The 21,208-nt window shown below is 67.7% G+C and carries 20 protein-coding genes; 12 read left to right on the forward strand and 8 right to left on the reverse strand.

Features of this window, described 5'->3' with window-relative positions:
• Positions 1-7 precede the first annotated feature (7 nt).
• From ACQR50_RS10755 to ACQR50_RS10770, 4 genes are all read right to left on the reverse strand, one after another.
• Positions 8-271 carry a hypothetical protein gene (locus ACQR50_RS10755; protein ID WP_428968318.1) on the reverse strand — a complete coding sequence of 88 codons (264 nt, stop codon included), beginning with the start codon at positions 269-271 and terminating at the stop codon, positions 8-10.
• 118 nt (positions 272-389) lie between these two features.
• A complete protein-coding gene (locus ACQR50_RS10760) occupies positions 390-641 on the reverse strand; it encodes a hypothetical protein (protein WP_428968319.1) in 252 nt (83 codons plus the stop codon).
• 299 nt (positions 642-940) lie between these two features.
• Positions 941-1,657, reverse strand: coding sequence for an MgtC/SapB family protein (locus ACQR50_RS10765; RefSeq protein WP_428968320.1), 717 nt, complete (start codon positions 1,655-1,657; stop codon positions 941-943).
• A 144-nt stretch (positions 1,658-1,801) separates the two neighbouring features.
• Positions 1,802-4,069 carry a DPP IV N-terminal domain-containing protein gene (locus ACQR50_RS10770; RefSeq protein WP_428968321.1) on the reverse strand — a complete coding sequence of 756 codons (2,268 nt, stop codon included), beginning with the start codon at positions 4,067-4,069 and terminating at the stop codon, positions 1,802-1,804.
• 268 nt (positions 4,070-4,337) lie between these two features.
• Here ACQR50_RS10770 and ACQR50_RS10775 point away from each other — a divergent pair, with 268 nt between their 5' ends.
• Positions 4,338-4,988 carry a DUF6975 family protein gene (locus ACQR50_RS10775; protein ID WP_428968322.1) on the forward strand — a complete coding sequence of 217 codons (651 nt, stop codon included), beginning with the start codon at positions 4,338-4,340 and terminating at the stop codon, positions 4,986-4,988.
• Between the two features lie 123 nt (positions 4,989-5,111).
• Positions 5,112-5,648 carry a CHAP domain-containing protein gene (locus ACQR50_RS10780; RefSeq protein WP_428968323.1) on the forward strand — a complete coding sequence of 179 codons (537 nt, stop codon included), beginning with the start codon at positions 5,112-5,114 and terminating at the stop codon, positions 5,646-5,648.
• A 197-nt stretch (positions 5,649-5,845) separates the two neighbouring features.
• On the opposite strand, the gene ACQR50_RS10785 is transcribed toward ACQR50_RS10780, so the two are convergent.
• Entirely contained in the window at positions 5,846-6,940 is a 1,095-nt protein-coding gene (locus ACQR50_RS10785) for an anhydro-N-acetylmuramic acid kinase (RefSeq protein ID WP_428968324.1), read from the reverse strand.
• Between the two features lie 118 nt (positions 6,941-7,058).
• On the opposite strand from ACQR50_RS10785, the gene rimO reads away from it, so the two are divergent.
• Positions 7,059-8,399 (forward strand): 30S ribosomal protein S12 methylthiotransferase RimO, encoded by a 1,341-nt coding sequence (rimO, locus tag ACQR50_RS10790; protein WP_428968325.1) that lies wholly within the window; start codon positions 7,059-7,061, stop codon positions 8,397-8,399.
• Here the strand turns inward: rimO and ACQR50_RS10795 are convergent.
• Entirely contained in the window at positions 8,383-8,772 is a 390-nt protein-coding gene (locus ACQR50_RS10795; protein ID WP_428968326.1) for an MAPEG family protein, read from the reverse strand. The two genes, rimO and ACQR50_RS10795, sit on opposite strands and share 17 nt — an antisense overlap.
• Positions 8,773-8,991: 219 nt before the next feature.
• Here ACQR50_RS10795 and ACQR50_RS10800 point away from each other — a divergent pair, with 219 nt between their 5' ends.
• Both ACQR50_RS10800 and ACQR50_RS10805 read left to right on the forward strand, forming a co-directional pair.
• A complete protein-coding gene (locus ACQR50_RS10800; protein WP_428968327.1) occupies positions 8,992-10,392 on the forward strand; it encodes a serine hydrolase domain-containing protein in 1,401 nt (466 codons plus the stop codon).
• The gene (locus ACQR50_RS10805; protein ID WP_428968328.1) at positions 10,389-11,768 is read left to right on the forward strand and encodes a leucyl aminopeptidase family protein; all 1,380 of its coding nucleotides are present in this window, start codon (positions 10,389-10,391) and stop codon (positions 11,766-11,768) included. Before ACQR50_RS10800 ends, ACQR50_RS10805 begins: the two co-directional genes overlap by 4 nt.
• Positions 11,769-11,874: 106 nt before the next feature.
• Here the strand turns inward: ACQR50_RS10805 and tpiA are convergent, their stop codons facing one another.
• Positions 11,875-12,621: a triose-phosphate isomerase gene (tpiA, locus tag ACQR50_RS10810; protein ID WP_428968329.1), complete on the reverse strand. Its 747-nt coding sequence runs from the start codon at positions 12,619-12,621 to the stop codon at positions 11,875-11,877.
• Between the two features lie 135 nt (positions 12,622-12,756).
• Between tpiA and ACQR50_RS10815 the strand changes: the two genes are divergently transcribed.
• Positions 12,757-14,703 (forward strand): SurA N-terminal domain-containing protein, encoded by a 1,947-nt coding sequence (locus ACQR50_RS10815; protein WP_428968330.1) that lies wholly within the window; start codon positions 12,757-12,759, stop codon positions 14,701-14,703.
• Positions 14,690-16,195: an anthranilate synthase component I gene (trpE, locus tag ACQR50_RS10820; RefSeq protein ID WP_428968331.1), complete on the forward strand. Its 1,506-nt coding sequence runs from the start codon at positions 14,690-14,692 to the stop codon at positions 16,193-16,195. The genes ACQR50_RS10815 and trpE overlap by 14 nt, the downstream gene beginning before the upstream one ends.
• A 276-nt stretch (positions 16,196-16,471) precedes the next feature.
• Here the strand turns inward: trpE and ACQR50_RS10825 are convergent, their stop codons facing one another.
• Positions 16,472-16,912, reverse strand: coding sequence for a hypothetical protein (locus tag ACQR50_RS10825; protein WP_076716660.1), 441 nt, complete (start codon positions 16,910-16,912; stop codon positions 16,472-16,474).
• 208 nt (positions 16,913-17,120) lie between these two features.
• Between ACQR50_RS10825 and ACQR50_RS10830 the strand changes: the two genes are divergently transcribed.
• The 5 genes from ACQR50_RS10830 (at position 17,121) to ACQR50_RS10850 (ending at position 21,204) form a co-directional block, all read left to right on the forward strand.
• Entirely contained in the window at positions 17,121-17,735 is a 615-nt protein-coding gene (locus ACQR50_RS10830; RefSeq protein WP_428968332.1) for an anthranilate synthase component II, read from the forward strand.
• Positions 17,732-18,727, forward strand: a complete 996-nt coding sequence (gene trpD, locus ACQR50_RS10835; protein ID WP_428968333.1) for an anthranilate phosphoribosyltransferase — start codon at positions 17,732-17,734, stop codon at positions 18,725-18,727. Before ACQR50_RS10830 ends, trpD begins: the two co-directional genes overlap by 4 nt.
• Positions 18,724-19,500: an indole-3-glycerol phosphate synthase TrpC gene (trpC, locus tag ACQR50_RS10840; protein WP_428968334.1), complete on the forward strand. Its 777-nt coding sequence runs from the start codon at positions 18,724-18,726 to the stop codon at positions 19,498-19,500. The genes trpD and trpC overlap by 4 nt, the downstream gene beginning before the upstream one ends.
• Positions 19,497-19,964 (forward strand): cyclic pyranopterin monophosphate synthase MoaC, encoded by a 468-nt coding sequence (gene moaC / locus ACQR50_RS10845; protein ID WP_428968335.1) that lies wholly within the window; start codon positions 19,497-19,499, stop codon positions 19,962-19,964. The genes trpC and moaC overlap by 4 nt, the downstream gene beginning before the upstream one ends.
• 97 nt (positions 19,965-20,061) lie before the next feature.
• Positions 20,062-21,204 carry a molybdopterin molybdotransferase MoeA gene (locus ACQR50_RS10850; RefSeq protein WP_428968336.1) on the forward strand — a complete coding sequence of 381 codons (1,143 nt, stop codon included), beginning with the start codon at positions 20,062-20,064 and terminating at the stop codon, positions 21,202-21,204.
• The last annotated feature ends 4 nt before the right edge of the window (positions 21,205-21,208 follow it).

Genomic DNA, 21,208 nt, shown 5'->3' on the forward strand with positions numbered 1-21,208 from the left:
CCCTCCCTCACGCCGCACGCGACAGGACGGAGGTGTCGGCCGCCACCGGGTCGAACGACACCAGCGGGGTCAGCGCATCTTGCGCGACCGCGACGCTGGCATGATAGATTTCGGCTTCCTCCACCGCATAGCGCATGGCCGCGCCACGCGAGATGAAGCGCCCTTCCAGCTGGCCTGCGCTATCCTGCACCAGCCAGTGACCCGCACGGTCCTGGCCGACATAGATGAGCCGCGCCTGACGGGCGGGTTCGATAGGGAAATCGGTACACATGGATACGGGAAACCTCTGCCGATCGGGCGTTCGATCGCCCGCCCGCATCAGCTACGCCTCGCCCCATAGGGTTTCGAGATGGATTTCCCGCTATCGCATAGCGCCCGCATAGTGTCGGTCATGTCCGCCGCCAGCGGGCGCTGACCTGCACCTCGTCGAACAGATGCTTGCCCATGATCGCCAGCGCGCTGCCCAGGCTGGCGAAGAGGAAGCCTGCGGTTGCCAGCGCATAGCCCACCAGCCCGGCACGGCCGCCCTGCCCCGCCATGGCCATCAGATGCGCGATCGCCCGCCAGGCGAGGACGCACAGCCCGACGCCCAAAAACCGGATCGCCAGTCCATGCCGCCATGTCCGAACCCGTACCGCCATACCGCCTCCTTGGTCGGTTCGGCGGCTATTCCCGGCGGCCATAGCAATGCGAGAGCGATTCCCCGGTTTCGCATAGTGTTGGCATAGGGCGGGCGGGCGATGGTCCGGGCCGATGGGGATAGCTTATCCCCTGGACCATCCCGGCGAAGGCCGGGATCCAGCTGCCGGGCCGCCGTCAGCTTTTCCAACCGTCCCCCAACTGGACCCGGCCTTCGCCGGGGTGGTGCCTGTTGTGGGGAGCAAGCCCTTGGACGCGTCGCGATTTTTGCGGAAGCACCCGGAGCAGAGACCAAGCCGCCTCAGTCGTGCGTGCTGGCGGCCCAGGTGGCGTGCGCGATGCCGTGGACGGACTGGAAATGGTCGGTGATCCGGTCGAGTTCGCCCGCCTCGACGATGGTGCTGGTCAGGGTGGCGACGACGGTCACCTGATCCTCGCCCAGTTCCTCGATATCGAGTTCGGCCACCGGCAGGCCCGCGCGCTCCAGATGCTCGACCAGCATGTCGCCGACCGGCCCGGCCTGCGCGGCGCTGGTGGTCAGGCTGACCGAATAGGTCGCCTCGACATGGCGTCCCTCGACCGGAATGCGGTTGATCGCATCGACCAGCGGGCGCAGCGCGGTATTGGCGATCAGCACCATGACGGTCAGCAGCACCGCTTCGGCCACCATGTCGCTGCCCGCGATCGAACCGACCGCCGCCGAGCACCAGAGGGTCGCCGCGGTGTTCAGCCCGCGAACGTTCATCCCCTCCTTCATGATGACGCCGGCACCCAGGAAGCCGATGCCGGAGACGACATAGGCGATGATGCGGATCGACTCGACATCGCCGCCCAGCCGCTGCCCCAGATCGACGAACGCCGCCGCGCCGATCGCGACCAGGGCGTTGGTGCGCAGCCCCGCCGTACGCTGGCGGTACTGCCGTTCGGCGCCGATCACGGTGCCCAGCACGAACGCGGTCAGATAGCTGACCAGCGTGTCCAGGAACGGCCAGAGGTGGAAGGTCTTGAGGAATGCCATGGGCAGGTCCGTAGATCCTCCTCGTTACGGGGAGGTGGCAGCGCGAAGCGCTGACGGAGGGGGAGCGCCGCACAGGTCATCACTTGCGGCGAGCCCCCTCCACCAGCTTCGCTGGTCCCCCTCCCCGTGCCGGGGAGGATCACTTTACTTCTTCGGCTTGTCCTTCACCGTCCGGTCCAGGAAGTTCAGGATCGTATGCCACAGATGCTCCGACACGCCCGGCCCACCGACACGGTGGGTCTGGCCGGGGTAGAGCATCATCTCGAACGGGGTGTCGGTCTTCTGCATCTCGGCGGCGAAGGCGGTCGCGTTGTCGAGGAAGACGTTGTCGTCCGCCATGCCGTGGATCAGCATCAGCGGATCGCGGATCTTGGCCGCATCGGTAATCGCCTGCGACGTCGCATAGCTTTGCGGGTCGGTACGCGGATCGCCCAGATAACGCTCGGTGTAGTGCGTATCGTACAGCTGCCAGTCGGTGACCGGCGCACCCGATACGGCGGCGGCATAGACGCCCGGCGTCTTCTCCAGCATCTTGATCGACATATAGCCGCCGTAGGACCAGCCATAGGTCGCGATGCGCGCGGGATCGACGAAGGGCAGCGTCTTCAGATAGTTGGCGCCCGCCAGCTGATCGGCGACCTCGACCGTGCCCATCGCGTGATAGATGGCGTCCTCGAACGCCTTGCCGCGATTGTACGAGCCGCGATTGTCGATCTGGAAGAAGATCCAGCCCTGATCGACCAGATATTGCGGCAAAGCGCCCTGCCAGCCGCGCGTGACCTGCTGGCCGGTGCCGGGGCCACCATAATGTTGGAAGAAGACGGGGTAGCGCTTGCCCGGCTCCAGCTTGGGCGTGATCATCTCCCAATAGAGCGTCGTGCCGTCATCGGCCTTGATCGTACCGAACTTCGTCTCGCGGTGGCTGGCGAGATAGGGCGCATAGGGATGCCCGGCCCGGATCGCATTCTCGTTGATCCAGTTCAGCCGCTGGCCCGCCGTATCGGCCAGATAGACCTGGGTCGGCTGGGTCGGACTGGAGCGCGAGACGATGAAGCGGCTGGCCGACGAGTCCATCGTGGCGCTGTTGGTATAGCCACGCTCGGTCAGGCGGGTGATGACGTTCGGCTGGGCGATGTCGACGGCATAGAGATGCTGTTCGAGCACATCGTCCTTCAGACCGGTGAAGTATAGCCGTCCCTTCGCTTCGTCGACGCCGACGAGGTTGGTGACGACCCACGGGCCCTTGGTCAGCTGCGTCCACTGGCCGTTCGCGAAGCGGTAGAGATGGCCATAGCCATCGCGCTCCGAACGCCAGATCAGGCTGCCGTCCTTCATCGGGCGATAGGCGTCGGACAGGTTCAGCCAACTGCGGTCGCCAGAACGCTCGGTGAAGAGGACGGTCGACTTGCCGGTCTTGGGATCGACGCGGAGCATGTCGAGCGTCTTCTGGTCGCGGCTCTCGCGCTGGACCAGCATCGCTGAGCCGTCCGGCGTCCAGTCGACGCGGGCCAGATAGATGTCGGGATTGGTGCCCAGATCGACCTTCACCCGGCCCGACCCGTCCGCCTTCATGACGTAGAGATCGACCAGGGCGTTGGGCGTACCCGCCGCCGGATAGCGCTGTTCATAGACCTTGGTGCCCGCCGCGCCGATCGCCGCGCGGACGGCGACCTTGACGGGCGCGTCATCGAACCGCTCGACCGCGATATAGCGTTCGTCGGGGCTCCACCAATAGCCGGTGAAGCGGTGCATTTCTTCCTGCGCGACGAATTCGGCCTCGCCGAAATGCACAGTGCCGCCGCCATCCTTTGTCAGCGGCCGTGCCTCGCCACCACCCAAAGGCATGGCCCACAAATTCTGGTCGTGCACGAAGCTTACAAAGCCGCCCTTGGGGCTGACGATCGGGTTCAGTTCGCCGCCCGGCGTGTTGGTCAGGCGACGGACCGTGCCGTCGAGACCGGCGAGATAAAGGTCGCCGTCCAGCGGCACCAGGATCGACTTGCCGTCGGGTGCCCAATCATAGGCAACGATGCCCTTCGACCCGCCGATGCGTGCGCGTTCGCGCTGCATCTTCTCAGCCTCGGACAGTTCCGCGCCCGAGCCGACCTTCTTGGAGTCGACCAGCATCCGCTCCTCGCCGGTGCGGGTGTCACGGGCCCAGAGGTCCAGCCGCTCGCGCTCGTCGGCGCGCGGGCGCAGCGAGGTCAGCAGCGTGCCGTCGGGCGACAGGCGCAGGCCGCGCGGCTGCGATCCCGACAGGTCGGGGCTGCCGAAAACGCGCTTCAGGGTCAGCGTGCCCTGTTCGGTCCCCTGCCCGGTCGGCGCATCAGCCGACATGGCCGAGGCCCCCGAACCCATGGCGATCGACGCCCCGACCGACGCCAGCGCCAGACCCAGCACCCATTTGCGCATTCATACCACTCCGAACCTTGTCATTGCCGGGTCCCGGCCCGGCCATGGCGCGCGTTATCGCGGGGGCGCTGCCATCCCGCAAGCGCGATCCGGCACAGGGCGGCGCGGCGCCTGTTTTCCTGAAACGAATCAGTAGCGTAACTCATAACGAAGGCGTTCCAGATTTCGTAAACCCGGCATTAACGAATTTCGGTTAAGGCATTCCTTCGGGTGCGACGGTCGAATGACGGTTCTGTCGCCTGCGCCCGGCCCATTATTCGGAACGGACATGGCGACGAGTACCGCTTTGGAATTTCAGAACGATCGGCGCGGCGACATCCGTGCGATCCTGGCGCGATGGGGCAGCGCCGGGCATCCGCACGTGCAAGCGTTGCTGATGCCGCAGGTTCTGCTGCACGATCTGACCGATGCGGTTCATGCGGTCTGTGCGGTCCACGGCAATCATCCCTGCATGATCGATTACGCCATGGCGCGCGGCGTCCAGATCGAAACCCTGCCCTGGCTGATCCAGTCCTCCAACGCCTTTGCCCTGGAGCGGGCCTTTCTCGCCAATCTGACCTCGGCGGCGGGTCCGCTGCCCTCCACTCCCGGCCAGGCGCAGACCGATGCCGCGCTGACCCAGCTTCGCCATACGCTGGAAATGCTCGCCAATTCGGATCGGCGGGGCTGCGCGACCGGCGCCGTTTCGGCGCTGATCCTCGACTGGCGCTCGATCCGGCAGGTACTCGATCAGGCGGCGCGGCGCTTCGGCCTGTCGCCCGCCCCCGGCCGGATGCCCGAGCCGCTGTGTGACGTGGAGGATGACGAATCGGGCATCGGCCTGGCGCGCGCGCGGGGGTTCGGGGCGACGCAGCTGCTTGTCCAGCATCGCGGCCTGTGGGACCTGCTGGAGGCGCGGGCAAGCGCGCGGCGCGGCTGATGCCGTCCATGGGGTCTTCGACTGGTCGCGTCCCCGCCTCCGTCGATCTCCCTACCGCCATGTTAACCATCTTGAACAGTTGGGTATTCACGCAAATCCGATAGCTTGATCGGCATGAGAGGCATGGTGTCCAAGGCAATCGTATCGCTCTGCGCACTGACGGTCATTCCGGCGGCCGAGGCGCACTCGCTGCTCGACTATGTCGGGCAGTGCGTGCCCTTTGCCCGGCAAGCCTCGGGTATTGCGATCTATGGCGACGCCTGGACCTGGTGGTCGAAAGCGGAGGGCAAATATCCCCGCGGCCGCACTCCCCGTGTCGGCGCGGTCGTCGTCTTCGAGAAGACCAGCCGCCTGCCGCTGGGCCATGTCGCGGTGGTCAGCCGCGTGGTCGAGGACCGGGTGTTGATGCTGACCCATGCCAACTGGTCGATCCAGAACGGCCAGCGCGGCCATGCCGAGCAGGACGTGACCTTGTTCGACGTCTCGCCGGGCAATGACTGGAGCGAAGTGAAGGTCTGGTTCCGCGACTCCGAAGGTCTGGGTAGCTCGACCTACCCCATTTACGGCTTCATCTATGGCAAGGGCCGCGCCGCGCCCGAACTGACCAGCGACAAGCCCGATTATGTCGGGGCGTTGATCGACGCCTATGTCGCACGCTGATTGCCAGGTCCGGGGCTGTTCCGCGTCTGTCGCCAGCCCCCACTATAGTCTCAATGAAAGCCAAACTGCACCAATCGATTCCTCCCCTGCAAGGGGAGGTGGCAGTCCGAAAGGACTGACGGAGGGGTGTAACGGCCAGCGGTGACACCCCTCCACCAGCTTCGCTGGTCCCCCTTCCCTTGCAGGGGAGGAATGGGTCACCCCGCCAACGGCCGATGGACCACACCGCCGGTCATCGCCTCCGGCACGCCGGTCGTCCCCGGAAAGCTGATCGCCCGCTCCCCCAGCCGCCGGACCGCCATATAGGCGAAGCCTTGCGCCTCCAGCGCGTCGCCGTCCCAACCCAGCGCATCGGTCGGCTCGGGCGTCAGGCCCGTCGCGGTCGCGATCATCGCCAGCATGGTGGCATTGTGCCGCCCACCCCCCGCGACCAGCAATTGCCGGGGCCGCTCGGGCAGATGATCGAGCGCGCGGGCCACGGTCTGCGCGGTGAAGGCGGTCAGCGTCGCCGCCCCGTCCGCTGCCGACAGGCCCCGCGCGGGCTGGATGGTGAAGTCGTTGCGGTCGAGCGACTTGGGCGGCGCCAGGTCGAACCAGCCATTGTCCATCATCGTGTCGAGCACCGTCGGCTCCACCCGCCCGCTTGCCGCCATCTGGCCGTTCGCATCATAACGCTGGCCGGTTTCGGCCTCCATCCAGCTGTCGATCAGGCCGTTCGCCGGACCGGTATCGAAGGCGACCAGCGCGCCGTCCGCCCCGATAAAGGTGATGTTGGCGACACCGCCCAGGTTCAGGAGCGCAACCGGCTTCTCCAGATCGGCGGCGAGCGCGGCGTGATAGACGGGGATCAAGGGCGCGCCCTGCCCCCCCGCCGCGACATCGGCCGAGCGGAAATCGGACACGGTGACGATCCCGGTCGCATCCGCCAGCGCCTGCCCGTCACCGATCTGCCAGGTCCAGCCGCGATCGGGGCGATGCGCGACCGTCTGGCCGTGAAAACCGATCACGTCGACCGCCGCGGCCTCGACGCCCGCGTCGCGGAGCAGTTTCTGCACGACCATCGCATGGGTGCGCACGATCAGTTCTCCCGCCGCGACGATGGGCGGACTGGCACGCGGCCGGTCGAAGGTCAGGGCGAGCGCGGTCGCCTCGGCCAGTTCGGCGCGGGCGGTGTCGGAATAGGCTTCGGTGCGAAAGGCGATGGGCCGGACCAGCGCCTCGCCATCGGTCTCGATCAGCGCCGCGTCCACGCCGTCCAGCGACGTTCCCGACATCAATCCGATCGCCAGCATCGCGCCCTATCCTCTCGCTTCCGTGCCCATCCATGCCGGGATCGCGCGCGCCTGTCGACCGGACTTCGCGCACCATCTGGAAAAGCGTCGCGTTTTGGCCTATGTGCGCGCGTATCCCATGGCAACCAAACTCCCTACTCCGCCGCGTGTCGGCATGGTCTCGCTCGGCTGTCCCAAGAATCTGGTCGACAGCGAACGCATTCTGACCCAGCTGCGCGCCGACGGCTATCAGATGTCGCCCGACTATGCCGGGGCCGATGTCGTGCTGGTCAACACCTGCGGCTTTCTCGACTCCGCCAAGGAGGAAAGCCTGGAGGCGATCGGCGAGGCGATCAAGGAGAACGGCCGCGTCATCGTGACCGGCTGCATGGGCAAGGAAGCCGAGGCGATCCGCACCCGCTTCCCGGACGTGCTCGCGATCACCGGCGCGCATGAATATGAACAGGTGGTCGAGGCCGTGCACGCCGCCGCGCCCGCGAACCTGTCGCCCTATATCGACCTGATCCCCGATGCGGGCCTGAAGCTGACCCCGCGTCATTACAGCTATCTGAAGATTTCGGAGGGCTGCAACCATCGGTGCAGCTTCTGCATCATCCCCAGCTTGCGCGGCGATCTGGTCAGCCGCCGCCCCGACGCGATCCTGCGCGAGGCGGAAAAGCTGGTCGCGGCGGGCACGCGCGAGTTGCTGGTCATCAGCCAGGACACCTCGGCCTACGGCATCGACATCCGCAAGGAACCCCGGATGTGGAAGGGGCAGGAGGTCGTGCCGCACATGACCGACCTCGCCCGCGAACTCGGCAAGATCGCGCCCTGGGTACGCCTGCACTATGTCTATCCCTATCCGCATGTGGATCAGGTGATCCCGCTGATGGCGGAAGGCCTGGTGCTGCCCTATCTGGACATCCCGTTCCAGCATGCCGCGCCCTCTGTGCTCAAGCGCATGAAGCGTCCCGGCAACGACGCCAAGGTGCTGCAGCGCATCCATCAGTGGCGCGACATCTGCCCCGATATCGCGATCCGCTCGACCTTCGTCGTCGGCTTCCCCGGCGAGACGGAGGAGGATTTTGAATATCTGCTCGACTGGCTGGATGAAGCCCAGCTCGACCGCGTCGGCGCCTTCCGCTTCGAGCCGGTCGAGGGTGCCGCCGCCAATGCCCTGCCCGATCACGTCCCCGAGGCGGTGAAGGAAGAGCGTTACGCGCGGATCATGGAAAAGACCGCCGCCATCTCCGCCGCCAAGCTCGCCGCCAAGGTCGGCCGCACCCTGCCCGTCATCATCGACGCGGTGGATGAGGAAGGCGGCGCGACCGGCCGGTCCCAGGCCGACGCGCCCGAGATCGACGGCGAAGTCTTCCTGCGCGACGCCGGTCATCTGGCGGTCGGCGATATCGTGAAGGTCGAGATCGAGGATGCCGACGAGCACGACCTTTACGGCGTTCCCGTCACAGGAAACGTATAAGCATCATCACCAGGCCGACCATCGACACCAGATAGGCCAGCGACCGCACATAGCGGACGCCCAAGATATAGAGCGGCACATAGGCGACCCGCGCGAGGAACCACACCCACGCGCCGGTCGCCGCGATCCCGCCGCTCTGCCCCGTGACTGCCAAGCCTAGCGCCAGTGCGATGAATATCGGCCAAGTCTCACGGAAATTGGCGGACGCCCGTTCGGCCCGGCCCGCATAATGCCCCAACGGCGCAGGCGTGCCGTCGCGCGGGCCCGCGTTCCAGCCGATGCCCCGGTCCAAAGTCGCCAGCTGCGATTGCAGCGCGATGTGGACGAACAACAGGATGATCGACCAGCCGAGGATGGTCAGTTCGGTGGTCATTCCGGTTCCCCCCTTATGATACCACCCCGGCGAAGGCCGGGGTCCAGATGCACGCCGCCCAAGGCACGCGATGCCCTGTCCAACGCAAGGCGCCGCAACTGGACCCCGGCCTTCGTCGGGGTGACGCGGAAATTTATGCCCATCCTCCGTTGAGGCTGAGCGAAGCCCACACCCCCACCCCCGTTGCGCCGCCCCCGCAAACCTGCTTCCTTGGCGCGCATGAGATACCCCCTTTTGCTGGCGGCGATCGCGTTCATCGCCCCTGCCCCGCTCATCGCCCAGGCCCTGAGCCCGGCGGAAACCCAGAAGATCGATGCGCTGGTGACGAAGACGCTGGCCGATACCGGCGTCCCTTCCGCGTCGATCGCGGTGGTGCGCGGCGGCAGGATCGTCCTCGCCAAGGCCTATGGCAAACAGTTCGAGGGGCAGACCGGCCCCGCCGACCCCAAGCTGCCCTATCAGATCGCCTCGGTGTCCAAGCAGTTCACCGCCACCGCCGTCCAGTTGCTGGCAGACGACGGCAAGCTCTCGCTCGACGACACGGTGTCCAAATATGTGCCGGGCATCACGGACGGCGACACGATCACCATCCGCCAGCTGCTGAGCCACACGTCGGGCCTGCGCGACTATTGGCCGCAGGATTACAGCTTCAAGGCAATGGCGACGCCGACCACACCGCAAGGCATCGTCGACCGCTGGGCCAAGGCACCGCTCGACTTCCGGCCCGGCACGCAATGGCAATATTCCAACACCGGCTATGTCGTCGCGGGCATGATCGTCGAGAAGGTGTCGGGCCAGCCTCTCCTTCAGTTTCTTCAGACCCGCGTCTTCCAGCCGCTGGGCATCCGCGCGCTGGATCAGGACAAGGCGGTCGGCCCGGGCTTCCCGCAGGGCTATCTGCGCCACGCGCTCGGCCCCGTCCGGGTCGAGACGCCCGCCGCCCCCGGCTGGCTCTATGCGGCGGGCGAGCTGTCCATGTCGCCGCAGGACCTCGCCAAATGGGACGTGGCGCGGATGAACCGCACGCTGCTCCCCGCAAAGGACTGGGCGGAGCAGGAAAATCCCGTCAAGCTGACCGACGGCTCGAACACCAATTACGGGCTGGGCGTGGGCGTCGGCACTGCCGATGGCCGCCGCTTCGTCGAGCATAGCGGCGAGGCGGTCGGCTTCCTGACCGAGAATATCGTCTATCCGGACGACAAGGCCGCCGTGGTGGTCGCGGTCAACGCCTGGTTCGCCGACGCGCAGAGTCGGATCGCCAAGGGCATTTCCGACATCGTCCTGCCCGCGCCCCAGGCCAATGCCGAGGACGCCGCCGCGCTCGACCGGACCAGGCGGGTGTACGCACAGCTTCAGGCGGGCGCTCTCGACCGTGCGCTGCTGACCGAGGATGCGGCCTATTATTTCACGCCGACGACGCTGGCCGATTACCGGACCAGCCTGTCGCCTCTGGGTGCGCCGACCAAGACCGAACAGGCGGGGCGCACGCGCCTGCGTGGCGGGTTCGTCAACCGCTCCTATCGCGTCACCTATCCCGGTCGCACGCTTCGGATCAGCACCTATGCCGAGCCCGGCACCAACGGAAAGATCGAACAATTCCTCGTGAGCCCCGCCGAATGATGGACTTCGCCCCCCTGCTCCAGCCCGATCGCGGCCAGCCCGCCCGGACGATCACCCTGCTGACCGCCGAGGGCTTCGCCGACTGGCTCGCGCGCCAGCCCGTCGCCACCCGCACGCTGGCGACGGCGCAGCGTTTCACCGCCAAGCCCGATACGCATCTGCTCGTACCCCATGACGGCGAGGTGGCGGTGGTCGCGGGCGTCGCAAAGGCAACCGGGCCTTGGGCGCTGGCCAAGCTGGCCGAAGCACTGCCCGAAGGCCAGTATCGGCTCGACGGCGCGGAGGTCGGTGCGAACGCTCTGGGCTGGCTGCTCGGCCAGTATCGGTTCACCCGTTATCGCAAGGGCGACGACAACGGCCCTCGCGTGCTGCTGACCCGCGATGTCGCGCACCGGGACGAAGTGATCCGCCTCGCCGCCGCGACCGCGCAGGTCCGCGATCTGGTCAACACCGGTGCTGGCGATCTCGGGCCCGCCGAACTGGAGGCCGAGGCAGAGGCACTGGCGCGTACCCATCACGCGCAGATCATGGTGACCAGCGGCGAGACGCTGGCCCGCGACTATCCGATGATCCATGCGGTCGGGCAGGCCGCCACGCGCGAGCGTGCGCCCCGGCTGATCGAGCTGCACTGGGGCGATCCCGCCCATCCGCGCATCGCGATCGTCGGCAAGGGCGTGTGCTTCGACACGGGCGGGCTGGACATCAAGCCCTCTGCGGGCATGCGGCTGATGAAGAAGGACATGGGCGGTGCCGCGCATGCGCTGGCGCTGGCGAGCCTGGTCATGGCGGCGCGCCTGCCGGTGCGGCTGCACCTGTTGATCCCGGCGGTCGAGAATGCGGTATCGGCGGCGTCCTTCCGCCCCGGCGACGTGCTGAAGACCCGCAAGGGCCTGACGGTCGAGAACACCAACACCGATGCCGAAGGCCGGTTGATCCTGGGCGACGCGCTGACCCGCGCAGGCGAGGAGAAGCCCGAACTGATCCTCGACTTCGCCACGCTGACCGGCGCGGCGCGCGTGGCGCTCGGCCCCGACCTGCCGCCGCTGTTCACCGATGACGAGGCGCTGGCAGCCGACCTGCTGACGGCGGCGGCGGGCGAGGACGATCCCGTGTGGCGGATGCCGCTATGGGACGGCTATGACGACATGCTGAAGTCCGACATCGCCGACATGGTCAACGCGCCGGACGGCGGCTTTGCGGGAGCAATCACGGCGGCACTGTTCCTGCGGCGCTTCGTACCCAAGGATACGGCCTGGGCGCATCTGGACGTCTTTGCATGGCGGCCTTCGGGCAAGCCGGGGCGACCCAAGGGGGGCGATGCCTATGCCCTGCGGGCGGCGTACGCGATGTTGAAGGGGCGGTATTCGGGGCGTTGAGGTTGTAGCTTGGCCTTCGACTACGCTCAGGCTGAACGGGGGTTGGGGACTATACCTGACAGCCGTTCACGCTGAGCGAAGTCGAAGCGCACGCCACGAACCGCCGTCACAACCCCGCCGCCGCCTCGATGATCGGCACGAATTTCGCGGCGGTCAGGCTCGCGCCGCCGACCAGCGCGCCGTCGACATTCTCGACCGCCAGCAGCACGGCGGCATTCTCCCCCGTCACCGAACCGCCGTACAGGATCCGCACCCCGTCCGCCGCATCGCCGATCAGCATGCGAAGCTTGGCGCGCGCAATGGCATGGATGCTGGCGATCTCGTCGACCGTCGGCGTCCGCCCCGTCCCGATCGCCCAGCGCGGTTCATAGGCCAGCGTGAACCAGCTGCCGTCCGCGTTGTCGGGCACCGACTTCTCGATCTGCGCCTGCACCACCCGCTCGGCGCGACCGGCATTGCGCTCCGCCTCGGTCTCGCCGCAGCAGAGGATGACGTTCAGTCCCTGGCGATGCGCCGCCGCCGCCTTGGCCCAGGCGTCCTGGCTGGTCTCGCCCTGATCGGCGCGACGCTCCGAATGGCCGACGATGGTGAAGCTCGCCCCGGCTTCCTTCACCATGGCTGCCGAGACGCAGCCGGTATGCGCGCCCGAATCGCGCTCGTGCACATCCTCCGCCCCGATGGCGAGGGCGGGCACGCGCTCGGCCGCAGGAGAGATCAGGGTGAAGGGCACGGCGACCGCCACATCGACGTTCGGCGCCGTCTCGGCAGCCTTTGCGATGGCGTCCAGCTCGGCCAGTGCGGCGCGCGAACCGTTCATCTTCCAGTTGCCCGCCACCAATTTGCGCCGTGCCATATGAGGCTCCCCGATTGAGTCGCATGTTATACGTGTTCAACACCGATAGCGGATCGTGGATTTCGCACAAGCTTGATGCCGAGCGACCTCGCCCCTAAAGCGGGACACGTTTTTGTCTTTGCCGATCGGTCGTCCATGCTCAGCTTCTTCCGCCGGATCATCAATTCCAAGGCCGGCGTCGTCGTGACCTTCATCGTGCTGGGCGTGATCGCGATCGCGTTCGCGGCCGGTGACGTCACCAATATCGCGGGCATGGCGGGCGGCCTGAACGGCTCCGACGTCGCCAAGGTCGGCGACGCGAAGGTGACCGCCAACGACCTGCGCACCGCTGCGCAGAACGAGGTCGCCGTCTATCGCCAGGAACAGCCGGGCCTCGACATGGCGCAGTTCATCGCGGCGGGCGGGTTCGAGGGCGTGCTCCAGCGCGAGATCACCGGCCTGGCGCTCGAACAGTTTGGCAAGCAGCAGGGCATGGTCGTCTCGCGCCGCCTGGTCGACGGCCAGATCGCCTCGATCCCGGCCTTTCGCGGCCCCAATGGCCAGTTCGACCCGGCGCTTTACCAGCAGCTTCTGGCACAGCGGAAGATGACCGATGCGCAGGTCCGCACCGATATCGAGCGTTCGACCTTCGCGCAGCAGCTGACCATCCCCAACGTCGGTGCGACCCAGTTCGCGACGCAGATGGCACTGCCCTATGCCTCGCTGCTACTCGAAAAGCGGCAGGGCGAGGTCGGCTATATCCCGACCCGTCTGGTCCCCGCGGGGGCCGCGCCGAGCGACGCCGACGTACAGACCTTCTACACCCGCAACGTCCAGCGCTACACGCTGCCCGAGCGTCGCGTGGTCCGCTATGCGGTCGTGAACCCCGCCGCCGTCGCCGCCAAGGCGACCCCGAGCGATGCGGAGATCGCGCGCTATTACCAGACCAACCAGTCGCGCTATGCCGCGACCCAGAAGCGGGACGTGACCCAGGTCATCGTCGCCGATCAGGCGGGCGCCAATGCGCTGGCCGCCAAGGCCAAGGGCGGCACCTCGCTGGCCGATGCGGCGCGCGCTGCCGGGCTGGAGGCTTCGGTGCAGAAGGGCGTCGACAAGGCGGCTTACGCCACCCAGGCCTCGGCCGCCGTGGCCGATGCCGTGTTCGGCGCGCCGCAGGGCGGCGTGATCGGCCCGGTGCGCGGGACGCTCGGCTTCGTGGTCGCCAAGGTCGATGCGATCACCCAGGTCCCCGGCAAGACGCTGGCCCAGGCGCGCCCCGAGATCGTCACCGAACTGACCAAGCAGAAGCAGGCCGCCGCGCTGGGTGAGATGCGCAACGCGATCGAGGACTCGCTGTCGGGCAACGCCACGTTCGACGAGGTGATCGCCGACCGCAAGCTGCAGGCACAGACCACGCCCGCCGTCACCGCACAGGGCGTGGCACCGGATGCCCCGGCCTTCCAGCCGACGCCGGAACTCCGCGCGATGATCACCGCCGCCTTCACCGCCGAGGATGGCGACGCGCCGCAGATCGTACCGATCGGCCAGGACGGCGGCTTCGCGGTCGTCGGCGTCGGCCAGATCCAGCGCTCCGCCCCGCGTCCGCTGGCGCAGGTGCGTAGCCAGGTCCTTGCCGACCTGACCGCCGACCGCGCGCGTATCGCCGCCCGCACGCTCGCCAATGCCGTGCTTGCCAAGGTGAACAAGGGTATGCCGATGGCGCAGGCGCTGAAGGAAACCGGGCTGGCGGTGCCGCCGGCCCGCCCGATCGCCGCGTCGCGCCGCGATCTGGCCGCCGCGCAGAACACGCCCGCCGCCGCCCCGCTCGCGCTGCTGTTCTCGATGCCGCAGAACAAGGCGCGCACGCTGGCCGCCCCGCAGAACGAGGGCTGGTACATCATCCGCGTGACCAAGATCGAACCGGGCAATGCGACCGGCAACGACGCCGCGATCCGCGCCGCGCGGGGCGATATCGGCCGCCTGATCGGCCGCGAATATGTTTCGCAGTTCGCACGGGCCGTTCGCGACGCCGTCGTCGTCAAGACCGACCCCAAGGCGGTCGCCAAGACCCGCTCGGAGCTGCTGAACAATGGCAGCAACTGAGCGCAGCGCCGCTGAACGGCTGGCCGATGGCCAGCCGCAGCTGGTCTGGCGTAGGCAGATCGCCGACACCGAGACGCCCGTCGCCGCCGCGCTCAAGCTGATCGAGCCGGGTCGCGGCGACTTCCTGCTGGAATCGGTCGAGGGCGGCGCGACGCGCGGACGGTACAGCCTGATCGGCCTAGCCCCCGATCTCGTCTTCCGCGCCGATGGCCATGCCGCCGCGATCAATCGCCACTGGGCGACGAACCGCAACGCGTTCGAGCCGTGCGACGCGCCCACGCTGGCCGCGCTGCGCACCCTGGTCGCCGAATGCCGCGCCGACGTGCCCGAGGGGCTGCCCTCCGCGCTGGCCTGTCTGGTCGGGTATTTCGGCTATGAGACGGTCGGGCTGGTCGAGACGCTGCCCCAGCCCGAGGCCGATCCGCTCGGCCTGCCCGACATGATCTTCGTGCGGCCGACCGTGATCCTCGTCTTCGACCGGCTGGCCGATGCGCTCTATCTGGTCGCCCCCGTGTGGCCCGATGCGGCGCGCGATGCCGCGCGGATGATCGCGGACGCGGAGGAGCGGCTGGACGCCACCGCCGCGCGTCTCGCGACCGCCACCCTGCCCGCACCGGTGCGCGCCGAACTGCCCGAACCGGCCTATGAACCCGCGCTCCCGCCCGGTCGCTATGGCGAGATGGTCGCGCGGGCGAAGGACTATATCGTCGCGGGCGATATCTTTCAGGTGGTGCTGGCGCAGCGTTTCTCGGCGCCCTTCACCCTACCCCCGTTCGAGCTGTATCGCAGCCTGCGGCGGATCAACCCATCGCCTTTCCTCTATCATCTCGACCTGCCGGGCTTTTCGCTGATCGGATCGAGCCCGGAGATCCTGGTTCGCGTCCGCAACGACGAAGTGACGATCCGGCCGATCGCGGGCACCCGTCCTCGCGGGCGTACGCGTGCCGAGGATGCCGCCAATCGTGACAGCCTGCTCGCCGATCCCAAGGAACGCGCCGAGCATCTGATGCTGCTGGACCTAGGCCGCAACGATGTCGGCCGCGCGTCCTCGGCGGGCAGCGTGCGCGTGACCGACAGCTATACGGTCGAGTTCTACAGCCACGTCATGCACATCGTGTCCAACGTCGTCGGGCATCTGGCCGATGACAAGGACGCGCTCGACGCGCTGTTCGCGGGCTTCCCGGCGGGCACGGTCAGCGGCGCTCCCAAGGTCCGCGCCTGCCAGATCATCGCCGAGTTGGAGCCCGAGCGACGCGGCGCCTATGCGGGCGGCGTCGGCTATTTCTCGCCCGACGGCTCGATGGATTCGTGCATCGTGCTGCGGACGGCGGTGGTCAAGGACGGCACCATCCACGTCCAGGCGGGCGCGGGTATCGTTGCCGACAGCGACCCGGCCTATGAGCAGCGCGAATGCGAGGCCAAGGCGGGCGCGATGCTCGCCGCCGCCCGCGATGCGGTGGCGCGGGCCGGTGAAGGCGGCTTCGGGCAGTAAGTATAGTCGGATCGGTGAGGGCGCTGTTCCCCGGCGAAGGCCGGGGCCGAGTTTCCACTTGGTTGAGAGTATGCATGACGTTGCGTGGGAGGCCGTTCCCCAACCGATAAAGCCTGACACGAACATCATTGCTACTGGGCCCCGGCCTTCGCCGGGGAACAGAATTGGGTCAGGCGATCCCTACGCTGGATCGGGATGACATTGGGTCGCCCTCGATCGTGCCCCTCCCCTTGAAGAGGAGGGGTGGATCAATCTGACGTCATCCTGCCCCAGACATCATTCGCCATCAGCCGCAGGCGGCGTCGCCTCGGCCCGACGCGCACGGCGATCGGCCTGATATTGCTGGTTCCACAGGATGCTGCATCCGCTCTGCCCACCCGTGCCCACCGGCGAGCAGGTGTCCGGAATACCGCCCGCCACGCGACCGACCTGGTCCATGGTAGCGGCGCGGTTGACCCAGCTCTGGTTCTGCGCCGGGATCGGCTTGTCGTCGCGCAGGGCCTTGGGAATACGATAGGGTTCGTCGTCACGGCCGCAGACCACGACCTCCTCCGCCGTGCTCTCGGGGCACTTCTGGTCGCCGGTCAGCGTGACGTTGCGCACCCGCTTGGGCGGCTGGCCGGTGCTGGCCTGCGCCTGGTCCGAAGTCGCCGCTTGCTGGGCGAAAGCCGTGGCCGGGGTCAGCAACAGGGCGGCAATCAGGGCAGCTCGAACCATGGTGACGAAAACTCCTTATGGTCTGACAACGTCGGACGCCCTTCATGGCTCCATGCTGAACGAAGCCCGGTAGGGGCCGATTTCCGGCGGAATTGCGGCGCTATGTCGCATGATCCGTCATCGCGCCACCGTCACGACGATACCCTGCCCCGCGAGACCGATGTGAACGGGGCGTTGCACCGCCCGCGCGATCGGCTATGGCGGTGCCATGATCCTGGTCGTCGACAATTACGACAGCTTCACCTGGAACCTCGTCCATTATCTTCAGGAATTGGGCAGCGAGGTAGAGGTGGTCCGCAACGACGCGATCTCGGCGGGCCAAGCGCTCTCGTCGGGGGCGCAAGCCTTTCTCATCTCCCCCGGCCCGTGCACGCCGACCGAGGCGGGCGTCAGCCTGGAGCTGGTCGCCGCCGCCGCCGATGCGGGTCGGCCGCTGCTGGGCGTGTGCCTGGGCCATCAGGCGATCGGCCAGCATTTCGGTGGCTTGGTCGAGCGTGGCGGCCTGATGCATGGCAAGACCTCGCCGGTGCTGCATGACGGCACCGGACTGTTCCGGGGGCTGCCCTCGCCCTTCACCGCGACGCGCTATCATTCGCTGATCGTCAACGACGTGCCCGACAGCCTGGTCGTCAATGCGCGCGCCGAGGATGGCACCGTGATGGGCTTTCGCCACGCCACGCTGCCCATTCACGGCGTCCAGTTCCACCCCGAAAGCATCGCCACCGAATATGGTCATGCGATGCTCGCCAACTTCCTGCGCGAAGCGGGCGTGGCGCACGAACTGCCCGAGCGGCTGCGCCCGCCGGTGGAGAGTGCCGCGTGACGACCGTCGCGCTGCTCCCCGATACCGTCAGTCCTTTGTCGCGAGAGACGGCGGCCGCCGCCTTTGCCGACATATTGGACGGCCGGGCCGAGGATGAGGCGATTGCGGCCTTCCTGGTCGGCCTGACGGAGCGGGGCGAAACCTCGATCGAGATCGCCGAGGCCGCGCGCGCCATGCGTCAGCGCGTCATCCCTATCGAAGCACCCAAGGGCACGATCGACGTGTGCGGCACCGGAGGCGACGGGCATCATACCCTGAACGTCTCGACCGCCGTCTCGCTGGTCGTCGCCGCACTGGGCGTGCCGGTCGCTAAGCACGGCAACCGCGCCGCTTCGTCCAAGGCGGGCGCGGCGGACACGCTGGAAGTGCTGGGCCTCGACATGGAGCGCGCGGGGGCGGTGGCGCAGTCGAGCCTCAACGATATCGGTATCGCCTTCCTGTTCGCCGCCAACCACCATCCCGCGATGGCGCGGATTACCCCGATCCGGCGCAGGATCGGGCGGCGGACGATCTTCAACCTGATGGGTCCGCTCGCCAATCCCGCGCATGTCGGGCGGCAGCTGATCGGCATCGCGCGTCCCGACTATGCGACCGTCTATGCCGAGGCGCTGGAGCAGCTGGGCGCCGAGGCGGCGCTGGTCGTGTCGGGCGAGGAAGGGCTGGACGAACTGTCCGGTGCGGGTCCCAGCATCGCGGTCTCGGTCGGCGACATCACCGCCCCCGCAACCATTACTCCGGAGGATGCGGGCCTCCCCCGCCATCCCATTACCGCCATTCGTGGCGGCGACGCGCGGCACAATGCCGAGGCGCTTCGCCGTCTTCTCGCCGGGGAGCCGGGCGCGTATCGCGACGCGGTTCTCCTCAATGCCGCCGCCGCGCTGCTGGTCGCCGGGCATAGCACCGACCTGGCGCAAGGCGCGGTCGCCGCCGCCCGCGCCATCGACACCGGCGCGGCCGCGGCGCTTCTCGATCGATGGATTGCTTACCGATGACGATGCTCGACCGCATCCTGGAAACCAAGCGCGCCGATGTCGCCGCGCGCAAGGCGACCATGTCGCATGCCGATCTGGACGCCAAAATCGCCACCGTCTCCGCACCGCGCGGGTTCCGTGCCGCGCTCGATGCCAAGACCGGCCATGCGCTGATCGCCGAAGTCAAGAAGGCCAGCCCCTCCAAGGGCCTGATCCGCGCCGATTTCGATCCTCCCGCCCATGCCCGCGCCTATGAAGCGGGCGGCGCGGCCTGCCTGTCGGTGCTGACCGACGAGCGGTGGTTCCAGGGGGCGGACGTGTTCTTGGAACAGGCGCGCGCGGCAGTATCGCTCCCGGTGCTGCGCAAGGACTTCATGGTCGACCCTTGGCAGGTGCACGAATCGCGCGCACTGGGGGCCGACGCGATCCTGATCATCGTCGCAGCCCTGGACGACACCCAGATGCAGGAGATCGAGGCCGCTGCGATCGAGTGCGGCATGGACGCGCTGGTCGAGGTGCACGACGCCGCCGAGATGGAGCGCGCCGCGCGGTTGAAGTCGCGGCTGATCGGGGTGAACAACCGTGATCTCCGGGACTTCACCGTCGATTTTCAGCGGACCTATGAACTGGTCGCGCATGCCCCTGCGGGCAGCACTTTCGTCGCCGAAAGCGGGCTGACCAGCCGCGAGGATCTGGACGCGATGGCTGCGCACGGCATTCATTGCTTCCTGGTCGGCGAAGCGCTGATGCGCCAGCATGACGTCGAGGCGGCGACCCGCGCGCTGATCGGATGACCGGCCTCACCCATCTCGACGAAGAAGGCTCGGCGCGCATGGTCGATGTCGGGGCCAAGGCCGTCACGGCACGACAGGCGGTGGCGCAAGGTCGCATCACCATGACGCGAGACGCCGCCGCCGCGATCCACGCGGGCAGCGTCCAGAAGGGCGATGTGCTGGCGGTCGCGCGGGTTGCGGGCATCATGGCCGCCAAGAAGACCAGCGACCTCATTCCGCTCTGTCATTCCCTGCCACTGAGCAAGGTGGAGATCGATCTGACGCTGGACGAGGACGGCGTGACCGCCACCGCCACTGCCGCCATGGCGGGCCAGACCGGTGTCGAGATGGAGGCCCTGACCGCCGTGTCGGTGACGCTGTTGACCGTGTACGATATGGCAAAGGCCCTCGATAAGCGCATGACGATCGGCGATATTCGCCTGATCGCCAAGACCGGCGGCAAGTCGGGCGACTGGCACGCCTGACGCCTCCGATCGCGGGGAACGGACGCTGCGGAAAAGCGTCCTTGGGCCAAAAGGAGCGACCGTCATTCTTCTCCCCGTCCCCGAAGCCCAGGCCCGATTGCTCGCCCTGGCCAGCGAACGCTCCATCGTCGAACTGCCGTTGCGCCAAGCTGCCGGACGCTGGGTCGCGCGTGACGTCACCGCACGGCGGACCCAGCCCGCGTACGACCTGTCGGCAATGGACGGCTATGCGATCCGCTTTCAGGATATGCCGGGGCCATGGACCGTCATCGGCGAAAGCGCGGCGGGGCGACCCTTTACCGGTTCGGTCGAGCGAGGACAGGCGACGCGCATCTTTACCGGTGCGGTGCTTCCGGAAGGGACCGACACCGTCCTGATCCAGGAGGAAGCGGCGCGCGACGGCGCGGTCCTGACGCTGGCAGGCGAAGGCCCCGCCCATCGGGGCCGCAATGTCCGGCGGCGCGGGCTGGACTTTTCCGAAGGTGCAACGCTGATCGCTGCCGGGCAAAGGCTGACCCCCGCGCGCATCGCGGTGGCGGCGACCGGCGGTCACGCCGTCCTGCCCGTCCGACCGGCCGTTCGTATCGCGATCGCCGCGACCGGCGACGAACTGGTCCCGCCCGGTAGCACCGATCCCGTCGCCCTGCCCGAATCGAACGGCGTCATGCTGGCGGCGATGCTGGCCGATCTGCCGGTCGAGATCATCGATCTTGGCATCCTGCCCGATGATCTCGGCAAGCTCCGCGACGCCTTTGCGTCGGTCGAGGCCGATCTGCTGGTCACGACCGGCGGCGCCTCGGTCGGCGATCATGATCTGGTCCAGCCCGCGCTCAAGGCGGCGGGGGGGAGCGTCGATTTCTGGCGTATCGCGCTTCGCCCCGGCAAGCCGATGATGGCGGGACGGCTCGGCGAGACGGTGGTGCTCAGCCTGCCCGGCAATCCCGTTTCGGCCTTCGTCACCGCAACGCTGTTCGTGCGGCCGCTGATCGCACATCTGGCGGGCGCTGCCGATCCTCTGCCCAAGCCCATCCCCGCCGTGCTGGGCGAGGATCTGCCCGCCAACGGCCCGCGCATCGACTATCTGCGTGCCGCGATGATCGACGGGCGGGTCCATGCGGCGGCCATCCAAGATAGTTCGATGCTGCTGACCCTGGCGCGATCGACGTGCCTGATCGTCCGCCCGCCGCATGCCCCCGCCGCCGCCATGGGCGACTCGGCGGAAATCCTGATGCTCGCTTGACGCA

The sequence above is a fragment of the Sphingomonas sp. Xoc002 genome (assembly GCF_050408055.1).
GTDB classification, from domain to species: Bacteria; Pseudomonadota; Alphaproteobacteria; order Sphingomonadales; family Sphingomonadaceae; genus Sphingomonas; species Sphingomonas yabuuchiae.